Here is a 16,993-nt window from a genome sequence, read left to right on the forward strand (position 1 = left end):
TTATTGTTCTCGGCGATTGAGCGGGGCGTAGGCCACGGCCTTGATTTCGATGCGCAGGTGCGGGTGTGGCAACTGATGCACGGCCACGGTGGTGCGGGTCGGCCCCTGTTCGTCGAAGTACTCGGCGTAGACCTGGTTGTAGGGGCCGAAATCGTTCATATCCACCAGGAAGGCGCTGATGTCCACCAGGTCCTGCAGCCCGGCGTTTTCGCTGGCGAGGATATCGCGGATGTTCTCGATCACTGCCCGGGTCTGGGCGCGAATGTCCAGGCAGGTGGTGCCCAGTTCGTCCACTTCGACGCCGTCGAAGCTGTTGTCCGGACGCCGCGAGCTGGTGCCGGAGATGAACAGCAGGTCGCCGGCACGCTTGATGTGGGGGAAGCGGCCCCGGGGCTTGGCCTTGCCCGGCACCAGGGTGGCGCGATTGACGGTCATGAGCCTTCTCCCTGTGCCTGGCGGGTGCAGGTGAAGGCGCATTCGCCGTAGCCATTGATCTCCACCGACAGCTGCGCGCCGGGTGTCAGGGCTACGGCGGCGGTGGCGGCGCCGGCCATGATCAGGCTGCCGGCGGGCAGGCTGATCTCGGCCCGGGCCAGCAGGTGCGAGGCGTGCACCAGGCTGCGCAGCGGATGGCCGAGGATCGCCGCAGTCGAACCGGCCTCCACCAGGGCACCGTCCAGGCGCATCAGCACCCCGGCGTTGGCCAGGGTGGCAAAATCCCGGGACCAGGGGCCAACCACCAGCCCGGCCGAGGAACAGTTGTCCGCCACCACGTCTTCGAGGCTGAATTTGAACGCCTCGTAGCGCGAGTCGATGATCTCGATGGCCGGGGCCACGGCCTCCAGGTAGTCCACGGCTTCGAGCTGGGTCAGTGGCCGGTCGATGGCGCGCCGGGTGAGAAAGCACAGCTCCGGTTCGGCCCGGGGGTGGATGTAGCGATCCAGGTTCAGCAGGCCGCCGTCCTCTTCCAGCATGGCGTCGGTGAGCCAGCCCCAGATCAGGCTGTCGACGCCCATCTGCAGCATCTTGGCGCGGCTGGTGAAGCCCAGCTTGAGGCCGATCATGCGTTCGCCATCGGCGTAGCGGTGGGCCATGGAAGCGCGCTGGATCTGGTAGGCCTGCTCCAGGTTGAAGGGCGTGTGCCGGCTGAACTGGGGCAGGGCGCGAGCGTTGCGCGCGGCCTGATCCAGGGCGCTGGCAATGGGGGCAAGATCGAGGTTCATGGGCGGGACTCCCGGGCAGCGAGCAGGTCGAGGGCGACGTCGACGATCATGTCTTCCTGGCCACCGACCATGCGCCGGCGGCCGAGCTCGACCAGGATGTCGACGGTTTTCAGGCCGTACTTGTGAGCAGCCAGTTCGGCGTGGCGCAGGAAGCTGGAGTAGACCCCGGCGTAGCCCAGGGCCAGGGTTTCGCGGTCGACCCGCACCGGCCGGTCTTGCAGCGGGCGCACCAGGTCGTCGGCGGCGTCCATCAGGCGATAGAGGTCGGTGCCGTGGTTCCAGCCCAGCTTGTCGGCGGCGGCGATGAACACTTCCAGCGGCGCATTGCCGGCCCCGGCGCCCATGCCGGCGAGGCTGGCGTCGATGCGCTGGCAGCCTTCTTCCACCGCCACCAGGGAGTTGGCCACCCCCAGGCCGAGGTTGTGGTGGGCGTGCATGCCGGTGGCGGTGTCTGGCTTGAGCACGGCCTTCAGCGCCCTGAAGCGCAGGCGGATGTCCTGCATGTTCATCGCGCCGCCGGAGTCCACCACGTAGATGCAGGTGGCGCCGTAGCTTTCCATCTTCTGCGCCTGGACGGCGAGATTTTCCGGGCTGGTCATGTGGCTCATCATCAGAAAACCCACGGTGTCCATGCCCAGCTCCCGGGCGCATTCGATGTGCTGGCGCGAGACATCGGCCTCGGTGCAATGGGTGGCCACCCGCACCACTCGGGCGCCGGCCCGGTAGGCGGCCTTGAGGTCATGCACGGTGCCGATGCCGGGCAGCAGCAGGGTGGCGATGCGCGCGTGTTCGAGCACATCGGCCGCGGCTTCGATCCATTCCAGGTCGGTGTGGGCGCCGAAGCCGTAGTTGAAGCTGGAGCCCTGCAGGCCGTCGCCGTGGGCCACTTCAATGCTGTCGACCCGGGCCGCGTCCAGGGCCCGGGCGATGGCCTGGACCTGATCCAGGCTGTACTGGTGGCGGATGGCGTGCATGCCGTCACGCAGGGTCACGTCGGAAATGTAGAGCTTGTTGCCGGAGGTGGAGGTCATGGCGAAGCTCCTTCAGCGGTTGAGCAGCGACTGGGCCATGCGCTCGGCGGTGGCCAGCGCGGCGCAGGTCATGATGTCGAGGTTGCCGGCGTAGGGGGGCAGGTAATGGGCGGCGCCTTCGACCTCCAGGAACACCGAGGTCTTGAGCCCGCAAAAACGCCCCAGGCCCGGGATCAGCAGCGGCGCCGAGGCCGGAATCGGCTCGAACTGCACCTGCTGCTTGAGCCGGTAACCGGGCACATAGGCCTGCACCGCCGCGGCCATCTCGCCGATGGAGGCGGCGACCTCCCGCTGATCGGCGGCGGCCGACAGCATCAGCACCGTGTCGCGCATGATCAGCGGCGGTTCGGCCGGGTTCATGACGATGATCGCCTTGCCCCGGGTGGCGCCGCCGAGGGTTTCGATGGCGTGGCGGGTGGTTTCGGTGAACTCGTCGATATTGGCCCGGGTGCCGGGGCCGGCGGACTTGCTGGCAATCGAGGCGACGATCTCGGCGTAGTGCACCTGGGCCACCCGCGACACCGCGGCCACCATGGGAATGGTCGCCTGGCCGCCGCAGGTGACCATGTTCAGGTTGAGGCTGTTCAGGTGTTGCTCCAGGTTGACCACCGGAATGCAGTAGGGGCCGATGGCCGCCGGGGTCAGGTCGATCAGGCGGATGCCCGGCTTGGCCTGGCGCAGCAGCGCCTCATGGTGCCGGTGGGCGCTGGCCGAGGTGGCGTCGAAAACGATGTCGATGGCGGCGAACTCGGGCATGCGCAGCAGGCCTTCGACGCCTTCGTGGGTGGTGGCCACGCCCAGGCGCCGGGCCCGCTCCAGGCCGTCGGAGGCCGGGTCGATGCCGACCATGGCGCTGAGGCTCAGGTGCTGCCCCTGGCGGAGGATTTTCAGCATCAGGTCGGTGCCGATATTGCCCGAGCCGATGATCGCGGCCTTGAGGGTTGGGTTCATGAGTGGCTCCGGTTCATTGGGTTCTGGCGAAACTGGCGCTGACGCTGCCCAGGCCCTGGATGTGTGCGCTGAAGCGATCTCCCGGTTGCACCGCGACCATGGGCCCGAGGGCGCCGGTGAGGAGGATGTCGCCGGCCCGCAGCGGCGTGCCCAGGCGGGCCAGGGTGTCGGCCAGCCACAGGGCGGCGTTCAGCGGGTTGCCCAGGCAGGCGGCGCCGGCGCCCACCGACACCGGCTCGCCACCACGGGTCAGGCTCATGCCGCAGCGCACCAGGTCCAGCTGTTGCAATGGCACCGGCCGGCTGCCGAGCACGAACAGCCCGCTGGAGGCGTTGTCGGCGATGGTGTCGCTCAGCTGGATGTCCCACTGGGCGATGCGGCTGCCGACAATCTCGATGGCCGGCAGGGCGAAGGCCGTGGCGCGGATCAGGTCGGCCAGGGTGTGCCGCTCGTGGGGCAGGTCGCGTTCCAGCACCAGGGCGATCTCGGCCTCGACCTTGGGCTGGCAGGTGTCGCTCCAGGCGATGGGCTGGTCGTCGCCGCGGGCCATGTCGGCGAACAGCTGGCCGAAGTCCGGCTGCTCCACCCCCAACTGCCGTTGCACGGCGTGGGAGGTCAGGCCGATCTTGTGGCCCACCGGGCGGCGTCCGGCATCCATGGCGGCCAGGTTGTTGTAGCGCTGCACCTGGTAGGCCAGGTCGGCCAGTGAACTGTGGGGTTGTGCGGCCCGGGCCTGGGCGATCAGCTCGCGCACCGGGGCGCAGGGCTGGCCGTTGAGCTGGGCCTGGCGCAGCTGGTGCGCCGCTTCAATCAGGTCTGCATGCATGTCGGGGTGCCCCTCAAGGGTTGACGCAGATGGTGGTGATCTCGGAGTAGAAATCCAGGGAATGGCGGCCGCCTTCGCGCCCCACGCCCGAAAGCCTTGTGCCGCCGAACGGCGTGCGCAGGTCGCGCAGGAACCAGGTGTTGACCCAGACCATGCCCACACGGAAGCGCCGCGACAGCTGATGGGCGCGCTTCAGATCGCGGGTCCACAAGGCCGTGGCCAGGCCATAGGCGCTGTCGTTGACCCGGCGCAGCACTTCGTCCTCGGTGTCGAACGGGGCGATGTGGCAGACCGGGCCGAACACCTCTTCGCGCAGGCAGCGGGCGTGCTCCGGCAGGTCGGTCCAGATCGTCGGCTGGACGTAGGCGCCCTGGTCCCGGGCATCGCCGAACTGCGGAATGCCGCCGCCGCTGACCAGGGTCGCGCCTTCCTCCAGGGCCAGTTGGAAGTAGCCCAGGACCTTGTCCCGGTGCTTGTGGGAAATCAGCGAGCCCATGTTCACCCCGTCTTCATCGGGGTAGCCGATCTTCAACTGTTCGGCGCCGGCCTTGAGGGCGGCGACGAAGCGCTGGTAGATCGGCCGCTCGACGTAGACCCGCTCCGAGCACAGGCACACCTGGCCCGAGTTGGTGAAGCTGGAGCGCAGCACCCCGGCCACCGCGGCGTCGAAATCGCAGTCGGCGAACACCACCGCGGCGTTCTTGCCGCCCAGCTCGAAGGACACCTCGCGCACACCTTCGGCGGCGGCTTTCATGATGGTGGCGCCGGTACGGGATTCGCCGGTGAAGGTGATGGCGTCGACCTCGCGATGGGCGGTGAGGAATTCCCCGGCCGAGTTCGGCCCGAAGCCGTGCAGCAGATTGAACACGCCGGCCGGCACCCCAGCGTCGCGCATCACTTCGGCCAGCAGGGTGGCGCTGGAGGGGGTGTCTTCGGAGGGCTTGACCACCACCGAGTTGCCACAGGCCAGGGCCGGGGCGACTTTCCAGGTGAGCAGCAGCAATGGCAGGTTCCACGGCGAGATGATTGCCACCACGCCGTGGGGCTTGCGCACGCTGTAGCTGAACACGTCATTGCCGTCGGCGCCGCGCATCTCGAAGATTTCGCCGCCGGACTGGCGCAGCAACTCGGCGAAGGTGCGGAAATTCTGCACCGCGCGGGCCACGTCCAGGGTCCGTGCCTGCTGCACCGGGCGCCCGGTGTCGGCGACTTCGGCGGCGACGAACGCCTCGAAACGGGCCTCGATACCTTCGGCAATCCGCAGCAGCAGGTCGGCGCGCTGGCTGGCACTGTAATCGGCCCAGGGGCCGGACTGCGCCGCCTTGGCCGCCGCCACGGCGCGGTCCACCAGGGGCCGGTCGGCCTCGCAGACCTGGCTCAGCACACGGCCGTCGACGGGGGAGACATTGGCAAAGGTCGCGGGGCTGGCGACGAACTCGCCGTCGATGAAATGACGCAGCAGGACTGTGGACACTTGAACCTCCGAAACATGGGTTTCGGGGCGAGTGTAGGAAGGCCTGGTATTAGTGAATAATCAAAGATCGGCCGCTAACTATTAACAATTGGAATATCAGGACAAGGCCTGGATCGGCGCTTCCCCGTTGGCGGTCTCTGCCCGGGCCAGGTCCAGGCATTCGCGAAACAGCCGGGCCGCCGGACCCAGATGGCGCTGGGCGGCGTAGAAGCAACCGATGTCGCCGAACTGCAGCGGCGTCCCCAGATCGAACGCCTGGAGCATGCCGGCCTGGATGAACTGCAACGAGGCCTCGTAGGGCATCAGGGCCACGGTGCGCTGATCCTGCATCAGGGTGATGTTGGTGAGGATCGACAGCGACTCGGCAACATTGTCCGGCGTCGATAGACCGTTGTCGGCGAACAGCCGGTCGGCGGTGCGCCGCAGCAGCGAGTCGCGGGTCGGCAGCACCCAGGGGTAGGCGTGCAGATGTGCCAGGCTGACCGGCGTCTGCTGGTGCAGCGGGTGATGGACGCCGGCGACGATGCTCAGGTCCTCGCGATACAGCACGTCGACTTCCAGCGACTCGCTGCGCCGGTGCCAGTCGTCCGGCACCCGGCCCACCACCAGATCCACATCGCCCACCGCCAGCGCTGGAAACAGCTGGTCCATCTGCCCGACCCGCAATGACACCAGCACCCCCGGCGCGCGCTGCTTGAGCAACTGGATGGCCCGGGGCAGCAGCGAGGTCGAGGCCGAGATCAGGGTGCCGACCACCACCTGCCCCGAGGTGCCTTCCTGGAAGGCGTTGACCTCATCGGTCAGGGCGCGCAGTTCTGCCAGCAGCGACTTGGCCCGTTGCACCACCACCTGGCCCAGCTCGGTGGCGGTCACCCCGCGGTTGCTGCGCACCAGCAACGGCGCCTCGAAGTAGGACTCCAGCTCGTGAATGATCTTGGTCACCGCCGGCTGAGTCAGGTTCAGCGCCTGGGAGGCGCGCACCAGCGAGCCGCTTTGCAGCACCTGCTCGAACACCACCAACTGGTGGAACTTGAGCTTGCGGGCGATGGACTGGGTGGTGAATTTCATGGCGGACTCCTTCAGCGTCTTGCCCGGGCCTCGGCTGAGGGGCGGGGTGGCGCTTTTGTTGGGGTGAGGACAAGCGTGCCCCGGGCAGGGCGCTGCAAGCCTAACCAAAGCCCGGCCCATTTGCTTGGTTCATGCGCTACCGCAGGTGTCCTGCCTTGAGGGGCTGGGCGCGGATGCTAGAGTGCGCCACTGATCCGCCGCCTCGGGAGTGACCATGGAATTGTCCGACCACCTGTTGATGCTCGAACGCCAGTTGCAACAAGCCGAAGTGCGTGCCGATCGCCAGTTGCTGGACGCCTTGCTGGCCGACGACTTTCTCGAGTTCGGCGCCAGCGGCGGACGCTGGAACAAGGCCCAGGTGCTGCAAAGCCTGCCCCAGCAGGACTTCATCGAGCGCAGCATCAGCGAGTTCTCGTTGCAGCCTCTGGCGGCCGACCTGGCCCAGGTCACCTACCTGTGCCATAACGCCGCAGCCGGCGGGCGCGCGGCCGGCAGCGCCTGGCGCAGTTCGCTGTGGCGCTGCCGCGAAGGGCGCTGGCAGATGCTGTTCCACCAGGGCACGCCCCGGCCCGGGGCCTGACCCCCTCTGCTAGAATCCTGCGTCCCGAACTTGACGAGGTGCCCCATGAGCGAGCCGATTCGCCTGACCCAGTACAGCCACGGAGCCGGCTGCGGCTGCAAGATTTCCCCCCAGGTACTGGAGGTGATCCTGGCCGGCAGCGGGGCGCAGAACCTCGACCCCAAGCTGTGGGTCGGCAACGCTTCGCGCGATGACGCGGCGGTCTACGCCATCGACGAAGAGCGCGGCGTGGTCTCCACCACCGACTTTTTCATGCCCATCGTCGACGACCCCTTCGACTTCGGCCGCATCGCCGCCACCAACGCCATCAGCGATATCTACGCCATGGGCGGCGACCCGCTGATGGCCATCGCCATTCTTGGCTGGCCGGTGAACGTGCTGGCCCCGGAAATCGCCCGGGAAGTGATCCGCGGCGGCCGCGCCGTGTGCGACGCGGCGGGCATTCCCCTGGCGGGCGGCCATTCCATCGACGCACCGGAGCCGATCTTCGGCCTGGCGGTGACCGGGCTGGTGGAAAAGCGCTTCATGAAACGCAACGACACCGCCACCGCCGGCTGCCTGCTGTACCTGACCAAGCCCCTGGGGATCGGCGTGCTCACCACCGCCGAGAAAAAGGGCAAGTTGCGCGACGCCGACATCGGCCTGGCCCGCGACTGGATGTGCACCCTGAACAAGCCCGGCAGCCGTTTCGGCAAGCTCGAAGGGGTGACCGCGATGACCGACGTCACCGGTTTCGGCCTGCTCGGGCACCTGGTGGAAATGGCCGATGGCAGCGGCCTCACCGCACAGATCCATTACGACCGCGTGCCACGCCTGCCAGGGGTTGAGTACTACCTGGATCAGGGCTGCGTGCCCGGCGGCACCTTGCGCAACTACAGCAGCTACGCCGAGAAGATTGGCCGGGTCCAGGAGCTGCACAAGCGCGTGCTCTGCGACCCGCAGACCAGCGGCGGCCTGCTGGTGGCGGTGACGCCTGAAGGCAATGCCGAGTTCCTCGCCCTGGCGGCGGAGCTGGGCCTGGAACTGGCGCCCATCGGTGAACTGGTGGAGCGACAGAGCCACGCGGTCGAGGTGTTCTGATGCCTCTGGACTGCACCGACTACCGCGAGATCTTCCTCAACGACCGGCCGATGATGGACACCCGGGCGCCGATCGAATTCACCAAGGGCGCCTTTCCCGGGGTGCTCAACCTGCCGCTGATGACCGACCAGGAACGCCAGCGGGTCGGCACCTGCTACAAGCAGCAGGGCCAGCAGGCGGCGATTGTCCTGGGTCATCAGCTGGTGTCCGGCGATATCAAGCAACAGCGCGTCCAGGCCTGGGCCGATTTCGCCCGGGCTCACCCCAACGGCCTGCTGTACTGCTTCCGTGGCGGCCTGCGCTCGCAGATCGTCCAGCAGTGGCTCAGGGAAGCGGGCATCGACTACCCGCGGGTCGGCGGCGGCTACAAGGCCATGCGGACCTTCCTTTTGGACACTACCGAGCAGGCGTTGCAGCAGTGTGATTTCGTCCTGTTGGGGGGCATGACCGGCACCGGCAAGACCGAAGTGCTGGGCCAGCTGGACAACGCCCTGGACCTGGAAGGCCACGCCAACCACCGCGGCTCCAGCTTCGGCCGCCGCGCCACCGGGCAGCCGAGCAACATCGACTTCGAAAACCGCCTGGCGGTGGACCTGCTGAAAAAGCGTGAGCGCGGCGTGCAGAGCTTTGTCCTGGAAGACGAAAACCGCATGATCGGCAGCTGCGCCTTGCCGCTGCCGCTGTACCAGAGCATGCAGGGCCTGCCCATGGTCTGGCTGGAAGACCGCCTCGACAGCCGGGTACAGCGCATCCTTGACGATTACGTGGTCAACCTCAGCGCCGAGTTCGTGGCCGTGCATGGCGAGGAAGGGTTTGCCCTGTTTGCCGAACGCCTGCTGGAGAGCCTGAACAAGATCCACAAGCGCCTGGGGGGCGAGCGTCACCAGCGCCTGTTCCTGCTGATGGAAGCGGCGCTGGCGGAACAGGCCCGCAGCGGCGATGTGGAACGGCACCGGGCCTGGATCGAAGGCTTGCTCGGCGAGTACTACGATCCGATGTACGCCTACCAACGCGAGAGCAAGGGCGCGCGGATCGAGTTCAGCGGCGAGCACGGCGCGGTGCTCGATTACCTGCGCCAGCGCCAGTCGCCCTCGCGCTAGCGCTCAATGATCCGCGCGCTCACAGCACCTGAGCGCGCGGTGTGCGCGGGCCTCAGCCGGCAGGGCGTGGACGGTCGAGCAAGGCCTCGACCACGGCCCGGGCCATTTCCACGGAATGCACCATGGACCAGATCAGGCCACGCTCGATGCCGCTGGCGCGCTCGGTGATTTCATCGGACACCTCCTCGGCGCACTTGAGCAGCAGGGCGACGTGCCTCAAGGCCTGTTCGGCGTTGACCCCGGCTTGCACGCTGAACAGGGCATTGCCCTGGGCATCGCGCAGGCCGAACGGGCGTGCCTGGGTAGGTTTCAGCGCGGCGAGCAGGTTGGCGTTGGCGCGATCCAGCTCGGGATCGCGCAGGGGGCGGGGTGGATCGGGGACGAGCTTTTTCATTGGGGTACCTACGACTCTAAGGTTAAGTAGAGCCGCCGGTCTCGCTTCCACACGAGAGGGTGGCAGCCGTGCGTGGGTGTGGAAGACCGGGGAGTCTTTTGGTACCCAAAACCCGGCGCACCCGAAGGTGCCCCACGCATGGCCGCCATAACACGTATCCGCAGGCGCAAAGCGTCGGCAGGCGCGTTGAAGCGTTGTACCTATGACCCTTCCGGACTTCCACATCCGAGCCGCTGATGGTGCAGCGACCGGGGGAGACTGCCTGACGAACACCCAGGGCACAAGCCGCTCAAAGGCGTTGGCGATTCTCTCGGACAAGCCTTACAAAACAAAGCGAAAACTCTGGTTTCTGGAGCGGCATTCCCTGATCAATGTGTTTCAAGACGATAACCAGGGCTCTACAACAACACCGCACCAATCAATCCGCAGACAATCCCCACCAGCATGGTCAGCACGGCCACGGTCACCAGCACCCTGGCATCGAAGTCTTTGCGCAGCATCAGCAGCGACGGCAGGCTGATGCTCGGCAGAGTCATTAACAGCGCCACCGCCGGCCCGGTGCCCAGGCCCAGGGTCATCATGGTCTGGACGATGGGAATCTCTGCCGCCGTAGGGATCACGAACAGGGTCCCGGCAATCGCCAGGGGCACCAGCCACCACAGGCTGTCGCTCATGGCACCGTCAATGTGCGGGAACAGCCAGACCCGCGCCGCGCCCAACACCAGTACTGCCAGCACATAGATCGGAATGGTGCTCCAGAACAGTTGCCACAGGGTCTTGCCCCAGCGGCTGAGGAACGGCTGCTCGTTCACCGTGCTGGCTTCCACCACCGCATCCACCGCGGCTTCCGGCAGTTGCTCGGGGCCGGCGACCCGCTGCGCCACCAGCGACACGCCCAGCACCAGGACGATGCCCGCCACCAGGCGCAGGGCGGAGAACCCCCAGCCTAAAACAAAGCCCATGAACACCAGGGTCGCCGGGTTGAGCACCGGGTTGGCGATCCAGAACGCCAGGGCCGCGCCCACCGAAACCTTCTGCCGCCGCAGGCCAGCGGCTACCGGGGCGGCGCAGCAGGAACACATCATGCCCGGCAAGGCGAACAGCCCGCCGCGCAGGGTCGAGCCGAAGCCGGCGCGGCCGAACAGGCGCAGCAGCCAGTCCCGGGGAATCAGCACCTGCAACAGCGAGCCCAAGATCACCGCCAGCGCCGCGGCTTTCCAGATGGCCAGGAAGTACACCTGGGAATAGGCCAGGGCGGCGCTCCAGGGCGAGCTTTGCTGATCGTTGAGGATCGACGCGCCGATGCTGTGGCTGTCGGCGGCGACAAAGGCCTTGAGGTAGTAGGGCGACCACTTCACGTAATACAGGCCGATGGCGGCCACCAGCAGGAACAGCAGGGGTTTGCACCAGAACGCCCAGCCGCGGGTGGGCTGGGTGGGGGCGAGGTTGGACATGAAGGGAATTCCGCACAAGACAATAAGCGCGAATTGTAGCCGCTGGCGCCGGTGCGCCGCGAACCGATCTCGCCCGGCATTGGGCTGTAGCCGCTGCCGAGCGTCAGCGAGGCTGCGCGAAGGCCCGCAGGGCCTTGCTTGGCGATCTCCCGTCGGAGCTCTGTCGGTCTTGAGAACGCCGCGTCCCTACGGGCCGTTCGCAGCCTGCGGCAGCGGCTACACCACTCTCGGATCGGCATTGGACTGTAGCCGCTGCCGAGCGTCAGCGAGGCTGCGCAAAGGCCCGCAGGGCCTTGCTTGGCGATCTCCCGTCGGAGCTCTGTCGGTCTTGAGAACGCCGCGTCCCTACGGGCCGTTCGCAGCCTGCGGCAGCGGCTACAACACTCTCGGATCGGCATTGGACTGTAGCCGCTGCCGAGCGTCAGCGAGGCTGCGCGAAGGCCCGCAGGGCCTTGCTTGGCGATCTCCCGTCGGAGCTCTGTCGGTCTTGAGAGCGCCGCGTCCCTACGGGCCATTCGCAGCCTGCGGCAGCGGCCACAGGGGAGCGATTTTCAGAGGGTGCGAATCGAGGTGCGGATGGCCCGGGCGCATTCGATCACTGAAGGCGCGAGCTTGCGTTCGGCTTCTTCCAGGGTCCAGCGGCTGCTGGGCACCACCACGTGCACGGCGGCCACCGGCAGGCCCTGGCTGCCGAGGATCGGTGCGGCAATGCTCATGTCCCCCAGGAACAGTTCCTCCGGGTTCAGGGCGTAGCCGCGGCGCTGGGTGAGCTCGATCTCGCGCTGGATATCCGCAAGCTCGGTCAGGGTGTGCCGGGTATGAGCCTTGCGCTCGCTGGCTTCGAGGATCTGTGTGGCCTCGGCGGCGGGCAGGGCGCTGAGGTAGGCGCGCCCGGAGCCGGTGCAGTACATGGGGATGCGGCTGCCGATGGGCATGTGGATGGGGATGAACTTGGGCGCCACGAAGCGCGCCACATAGACCATGTCCAGGCCATCGGGCTCGGTGAGGTTGGTGGTTTCTCCGGTGATCTGCGCCAGTTCGGCGAGGAACGGGTTGGCCACGTCCACCAGGGTGTCGGCAGCCAGGTAGTTGTAGCCGATCTCCATCACCCGCGGAGTCAGCTGGAAGCGTTTGGTCTGCGGGTGCTTACGCACGTAGCCCAGCTGTTCCAGGGTGTGAATCATGCGCTGCGCCGAGCTCTTGTTGATGTCGGCGGCCGCGGCGATTTCCGCCAGGTTCATGGTTCGTTGCGCGGCGTTGAAGGCCCGCAGCACTGCCAGGCCTTTCTCCAGCGACTGGTTGAATAGGGAATTGTTGTTATCGCTCATGACAGTCCTGTCTGGCTATTTCATGTTTTGAATATCGGTATTCGATATTTATAAATCTCTTTACGATTTTTGTAAATTGTTTATAGTCGGGTCCATGCCTCCTGCCTTCCACACCAGAGGCTATCCATCACGGACTTCAAACAATAAAACCGTCCAATGGGAGATTCGCCATGCATACCCGCACTCGTGTCCTTGCGCCCGCTGTATTCGCACTCTGTTGTGCCCTGGGCCTCTCGCTGTCGGTCCAGGCCGAGCCGCTGTACAAGGTCGGGGCCACCGCCACCGGCATTCCCTTCACCTTTCTTGACGTCAAGAGCCAGAGCATCGAGGGCATGATGATCGATGCCGCCCGGGCCGTGGGCAAGGCTGGCGGTTTCGCCGTGGACATCCAGCAGACCACCTTCGCCGCACTGATCCCGTCCCTGACCTCGAACAAGATCGACATCATCTCCGCCGCCATGCTGCGCACCCCGGTGCGCGAGAAAGTGGTGCAGTACTCCGACCCGGTGTTCAGCTACGGCGAGGGCCTGATCGTCAAGGCCGACGACACCGGCGACTACCGCCGCATGGAGGACCTGGCCGGGGAAACCGTCGGCGCCCAGGTCGGCACGGTGTTTATCGACGAGCTGAACAAGCGCGGGATCTTCAAGGAAGTACGCGGCTACGACTCGATTCCCGACCTGATGCGCGACCTGGCCCTGGGGCGGATCAAGGCCGGTTTCGCCGACCGGCCGATCCTCGCCTACCAACTGGCCCAGGGCACCCAGAACAAGGTGCGGCTGGTCAAGGGCTACCAGCCGGTGGTCATGGGCGATGTGTGCCTGATCGTGCGCAAGGGCGATGCCCAGACCCTGGCCGAGGTCAATCGCGGGATCGCCGCGATCAAGGCCGACGGCACCCTGGAGCGCATCATCGAGCGCTGGAAGCTCAACTGATCCAGTCGCGGCCCGGCACCTGGCCCGGGTCCCTTTCTTGCTGATTAAACGGGTCTCTCCATGTTTCTCCAGAACGCTCTGGACTTCCTGCCCATTCTATTGAAAGGCGCAGTGGTCACCCTGCAGGTCACCGTTGGCTCATTCGTGCTCAGTTCGCTGATCGGCCTGGTCTTCGCCTTGATGATGGTGTCCAAGGTGCGCTCGGTGGCGTTGTTCGCCATCGGCGTGGTCAACGTCATTCGCGGGCTGCCGATCATCGTCCAGCTGTTTTACATCTACTTCGTACTGCCGGATTTCGGCATCCAGCTCACCGCCATGCAGGCCGGGGTGATCGGCCTGGGCATCGCCTACTCGGCGTACCAGGCGGAAAACTTCCGCGCCGGCATCCAGGCCATTCACCAGGGGCAGATCGAGGCCGCCGAATCCATCGGCATGCGCGGGCCGATGATCATGCGTCGGGTGGTGCTGCCCCAGGCCCTGCGCATCGCCTTGCCGCCCTACGGCAACACCCTGGTGATGATGCTCAAGGATTCGTCCCTGGTGTCCACCATCACCGTGGCCGAGATGACCCGGGCCGGGCAACTGATTGCGTCCTCGACCTTCGAGAACATGACCGTCTACACCCTGGTGGCCTTGCTCTACCTGGCCCTGAGCCTGCCGCTGTCCTTTGCCCTGCGCCGCCTGGAGGCGCGCATCAGCACCCGGAGAAAGCCATGATCCAGATCAAGGGCGTACACAAGAGCTTTGGCAACGTGGCGGTGCTCGAAGGCATCGACCTTGAGGTGCGCAGCGGCGAGGTGGTGTGCCTGATCGGCCCCTCGGGGTCCGGCAAGTCGACCCTGCTGCGCTGTATCAACGGCCTGGAAAGCTACGAGCAGGGCGACATCCTGGTGAGCGGGGCGCGGGTCGAGCGGCAGGCCAAGAGCATCCACGAGCTGCGTACCCGGGTGGCCATGGTGTTCCAGCGCTTCAACCTGTTCCCCCATCGCACGGCGTTGCAGAACGTCACCGAGGGGCCGATCTACGTCAAGAAGCAGGACCCCCGGCAAGCACGCCTGCGGGCCGAGGCCCTGCTGGAAAAGGTCGGCCTGGCCCATCGCATGCACGCCTACCCGGACGAGCTCTCCGGCGGACAGCAGCAACGGGTGGCGATTGCCCGGGCACTGGCCATGGACCCGGAGGCGATTCTCTTCGACGAGCCCACTTCAGCGCTGGACCCGGAACTGGTGGGCGAGGTGCTGGCGGTGATGCGCAAGCTGGCCGACGAAGGCATGACCATGATCGTGGTCACCCATGAAATGGGTTTTGCCCAGGACGTGGCGGACCAGGTGTGCTTCCTTCACAGCGGGCGCATCGTCGAGGCCGGGCCGGCGCGCACCGTGCTCAGCACCCCGAGCCACCCGCGCACCCAGGACTTCCTGCGGCGCCTGCTCAACCAGGGTGCGGAGGTGCAGGCATGAGTGCGTCCCAGCCTCTGCGCATGCCGCCCTCGCTGTGGGCGGCCACGGCCATGCCGGCCGAGCACACCCCGGCGCTGACCGAGGACCGGGAGGTCGATGTGGCGATTGTCGGCGCCGGCTACACCGGGCTGGTGAGTGCCCTGCGCCTGGCCCAGAGCGGTGCCCGTGTCTGTGTACTGGATGCCGGCGAGCCCGGCTGGGGCGCCTCCGGGCGCAATGGCGGGCAGGTGATCCCCGGGCTCAAGTTCGACCCCGAGCAACTGCTGGCCAAATTCGGCCAGGTGCGGGGAGAGGCGCTGATCGAAGCCGTGGGCTCGGCGGCCGATGAAGTGTTCGAGCTGATCAAGGAACACCGCATTCGCTGCGACGCCACGCGCAAGGGCTGGATTCAGCCGGCGTTTTCCGGCGCGGCGATGCGCACCCTGGAGCAGCGCGCCGAGCAGTGGCGCCAGCGCGGCGTGGCCGTGGAGTTGCTGGACAAGGCGGCGGTGAGCCAGCGCATCGGCAGCCCGCAATACCTGGGTGGCTGGGTCGACCCTCGGGCCGGCAGCCTGCACCCGCTGAACTATGCCCGGGGGCTGGCCCGGGTGGCGATGGGGCTGGGGGTGAGCATTCACGGCCAGAGCCGGGTCCGGCAACTGCAGCGCGACGGCGGGCGCTGGACCCTGGAAACCGACTGTGGCGCGCGGGTGCGCGCCCCGAAGGTGCTGCTGGCCACCAATGGCTACACCGACGACCTGTGGCCGGGGCTGCGCCAGACGGTGATCGCCGCCAACAGTTTCATCATCGCCACCCGGCCACTGCCCGCCGAGCTGCGCCAGAGCATCCTGCCGGGCGGCGAGGTGTGTTCCGATGCCCGGCGCCTGCTGCTGTATTTCAAGCAGGACGCCCAGGGGCGCCTGCTGCTGGGCGGGCGCGGACCGTTTTCCGAACCGCGCCGGGATGCCGATTGGAACCATCTGGAGCGCTCGTTGCTGAACCTGTTTCCCCAGTTGGCGGGCACCCCCATCGAGTACCGCTGGAGCGGGCGCGTGGCCCTGACCCCGAGCTTTCTGCCGCAGTTGCACGAACCGGCGCCGGGGCTGTCGATCCTGCTGGGCTATAACGGGCGCGGCATTGCCTTGTCGACCCTGCTGGGCAAGCACCTGGCGGCGCGGCTGACGGGAGCGGGGCAGGCCTTTCCGTTTCCGCTCACGCCCGTGCGGCCGATTCCGCTGCATGGCCTGCAACGCCTCTACCTGGGGGCGGGGATTGCCTGGTACCGGTTGCTCGACGCCCTGGGCTGATCAGCTCGGGCAATCCTGCTCGCCGCCGTCCAGGCCCTGCTTGTAGCTCTGGCTGTGCAGGCTGGCCTTGCCGTTGCGCCAGGTCAGGGTCAGCACGTACAGCGAGTCGAAGTCGCTGGAGGCCCAGTCCTCGGTGATCGGGCGCTTCTGGCCCACGGCCTCTTCGGCGACCTTGTTGATCAGCTCCGGCAGGTAACCGTGGGACCAGGCGGTGTAGATGATCGCGTTGTGGTAGCGGTCGTGCAGCAGCTCGTCCGCCAGGTCGCTGGTGTCGTTGGCGGCAAAATCGATGTTCACCGGCAGGCCGAGCTTGATGGCGCTGGGGCTGATGGTCATCAGGGGGCGGATGTAGCTGTAGGAGTTGTCCAGCTCGCCTTCCTCGACATTGCGCGTCGGGTCGGCGGCGAACACGTACTGCGCCTTGCCGAATTTTTCCGGCAGCAACGTGGCCAGGTCCAGGGCCCGGTTCAGGCCCTGGCAGTTGAGCTGGCCGAGGCCGCCGGCGGGCTTTTCCGCATGGCGCAGGAACACCAGGGTCTGGGTGCCGTCCACCGGTTGCGCGCGGCTGACGCTGGACTCCAGCGACAGGCACAGGGCACTGCCCAGCAACAGGGCGGGCAGCGGCAGGTAGCGGCGGTGCTTGAAGGAGCGGGCAAGGCGGCGGAGCAGTTTCATGGCGTGGCGATTCTTCGGGGCAATGGGGCGCGGCTGACAAACCGGTGTTCCCTGTCATCGAACGTGGCCTGTCGCGGCCGTGGTTTCTGAGTCCCTGAACGGCATTTGGTTCGATTGCCCGCAGCTTA

General features: G+C 66.8%; 18 protein-coding genes. 7 read left to right on the forward strand and 11 right to left on the reverse strand.

Annotated elements, in window-relative coordinates; translation table 11 throughout:
* The 7 genes from POS17_RS11195 to POS17_RS11225 form a co-directional block, all read right to left on the reverse strand.
* Positions 1–435, reverse strand: a complete 435-nt coding sequence (locus POS17_RS11195) for a RidA family protein (protein ID WP_060838599.1) — start codon at positions 433–435, stop codon at positions 1–3.
* The gene (locus tag POS17_RS11200) at positions 432–1,223 is read right to left on the reverse strand and encodes a 2-keto-4-pentenoate hydratase (protein WP_060838600.1); all 792 of its coding nucleotides are present in this window, start codon (positions 1,221–1,223) and stop codon (positions 432–434) included. Before POS17_RS11200 ends, POS17_RS11195 begins: the two co-directional genes overlap by 4 nt.
* Positions 1,220–2,254: a 4-hydroxy-2-oxovalerate aldolase gene (gene dmpG, locus POS17_RS11205; protein WP_060838601.1), complete on the reverse strand. Its 1,035-nt coding sequence runs from the start codon at positions 2,252–2,254 to the stop codon at positions 1,220–1,222. Before dmpG ends, POS17_RS11200 begins: the two co-directional genes overlap by 4 nt.
* 12 nt (positions 2,255–2,266) lie before the next feature.
* On the reverse strand, positions 2,267–3,205 hold the full coding sequence (locus tag POS17_RS11210) for an acetaldehyde dehydrogenase (acetylating) (protein ID WP_060838602.1): 939 nt from the start codon (positions 3,203–3,205) through the stop codon (positions 2,267–2,269).
* Between the two features lie 13 nt (positions 3,206–3,218).
* Positions 3,219–4,031, reverse strand: coding sequence for a 2-keto-4-pentenoate hydratase (locus POS17_RS11215; protein ID WP_060838603.1), 813 nt, complete (start codon positions 4,029–4,031; stop codon positions 3,219–3,221).
* Between the two features lie 13 nt (positions 4,032–4,044).
* Positions 4,045–5,505: a 2-hydroxymuconic semialdehyde dehydrogenase gene (locus POS17_RS11220; RefSeq protein ID WP_060838604.1), complete on the reverse strand. Its 1,461-nt coding sequence runs from the start codon at positions 5,503–5,505 to the stop codon at positions 4,045–4,047.
* 96 nt (positions 5,506–5,601) lie between these two features.
* Positions 5,602–6,573, reverse strand: a complete 972-nt coding sequence (locus tag POS17_RS11225; protein ID WP_060838605.1) for a LysR substrate-binding domain-containing protein — start codon at positions 6,571–6,573, stop codon at positions 5,602–5,604.
* Between the two features lie 214 nt (positions 6,574–6,787).
* Here POS17_RS11225 and POS17_RS11230 point away from each other — a divergent pair, with 214 nt between their 5' ends.
* Genes POS17_RS11230 through mnmH form a run of 3 tightly spaced genes read left to right on the forward strand, consistent with a single transcriptional unit; the run spans position 6,788 to position 9,333 of the window.
* Positions 6,788–7,153 (forward strand): nuclear transport factor 2 family protein, encoded by a 366-nt coding sequence (locus tag POS17_RS11230; RefSeq protein WP_060838606.1) that lies wholly within the window; start codon positions 6,788–6,790, stop codon positions 7,151–7,153.
* 45 nt (positions 7,154–7,198) lie between these two features.
* Positions 7,199–8,233 (forward strand): selenide, water dikinase SelD, encoded by a 1,035-nt coding sequence (selD, locus tag POS17_RS11235; RefSeq protein ID WP_060838607.1) that lies wholly within the window; start codon positions 7,199–7,201, stop codon positions 8,231–8,233.
* Positions 8,233–9,333, forward strand: a complete 1,101-nt coding sequence (gene mnmH, locus POS17_RS11240; RefSeq protein WP_060838608.1) for a tRNA 2-selenouridine(34) synthase MnmH — start codon at positions 8,233–8,235, stop codon at positions 9,331–9,333. The genes selD and mnmH overlap by 1 nt, the downstream gene beginning before the upstream one ends.
* Positions 9,334–9,385: 52 nt before the next feature.
* On the opposite strand, the gene POS17_RS11245 is transcribed toward mnmH, so the two are convergent.
* The 3 genes from POS17_RS11245 to POS17_RS11255 all read right to left on the reverse strand — a co-directional run bounded on the left by POS17_RS11245 (position 9,386) and on the right by POS17_RS11255 (position 12,509).
* Positions 9,386–9,727, reverse strand: coding sequence for a DUF3077 domain-containing protein (locus POS17_RS11245; RefSeq protein WP_060838609.1), 342 nt, complete (start codon positions 9,725–9,727; stop codon positions 9,386–9,388).
* Positions 9,728–10,125: 398 nt separating this feature from the next.
* Positions 10,126–11,181, reverse strand: coding sequence for a permease (locus POS17_RS11250; protein WP_060838610.1), 1,056 nt, complete (start codon positions 11,179–11,181; stop codon positions 10,126–10,128).
* Between the two features lie 551 nt (positions 11,182–11,732).
* On the reverse strand, positions 11,733–12,509 hold the full coding sequence (locus tag POS17_RS11255) for an IclR family transcriptional regulator (RefSeq protein WP_060838611.1): 777 nt from the start codon (positions 12,507–12,509) through the stop codon (positions 11,733–11,735).
* 170 nt (positions 12,510–12,679) lie between these two features.
* Here POS17_RS11255 and POS17_RS11260 point away from each other — a divergent pair, with 170 nt between their 5' ends.
* The 4 genes from POS17_RS11260 to POS17_RS11275 are packed head-to-tail and all read left to right on the forward strand — an operon-like array spanning position 12,680 to position 16,190.
* Complete coding sequence (locus POS17_RS11260; RefSeq protein WP_060838612.1) at positions 12,680–13,444, forward strand: ABC transporter substrate-binding protein; 765 nt, start codon at positions 12,680–12,682, stop codon at positions 13,442–13,444.
* Positions 13,445–13,504: 60 nt separating this feature from the next.
* Entirely contained in the window at positions 13,505–14,161 is a 657-nt protein-coding gene (locus tag POS17_RS11265) for an amino acid ABC transporter permease (protein WP_011060581.1), read from the forward strand.
* Entirely contained in the window at positions 14,158–14,904 is a 747-nt protein-coding gene (locus tag POS17_RS11270; RefSeq protein ID WP_060838613.1) for an amino acid ABC transporter ATP-binding protein, read from the forward strand. Before POS17_RS11265 ends, POS17_RS11270 begins: the two co-directional genes overlap by 4 nt.
* Positions 14,901–16,190, forward strand: a complete 1,290-nt coding sequence (locus POS17_RS11275; RefSeq protein WP_060838614.1) for an NAD(P)/FAD-dependent oxidoreductase — start codon at positions 14,901–14,903, stop codon at positions 16,188–16,190. Before POS17_RS11270 ends, POS17_RS11275 begins: the two co-directional genes overlap by 4 nt.
* On the opposite strand, the gene POS17_RS11280 is transcribed toward POS17_RS11275, so the two are convergent.
* On the reverse strand, positions 16,191–16,865 hold the full coding sequence (locus POS17_RS11280; protein ID WP_060838615.1) for a hypothetical protein: 675 nt from the start codon (positions 16,863–16,865) through the stop codon (positions 16,191–16,193).
* Between the last annotated feature and the right edge of the window lie 128 nt (positions 16,866–16,993).

Origin of the sequence: Pseudomonas sp. Os17 (genome assembly GCF_001547895.1) — a bacterium.
In the GTDB taxonomy this organism is placed as follows: domain Bacteria; phylum Pseudomonadota; class Gammaproteobacteria; order Pseudomonadales; family Pseudomonadaceae; genus Aquipseudomonas.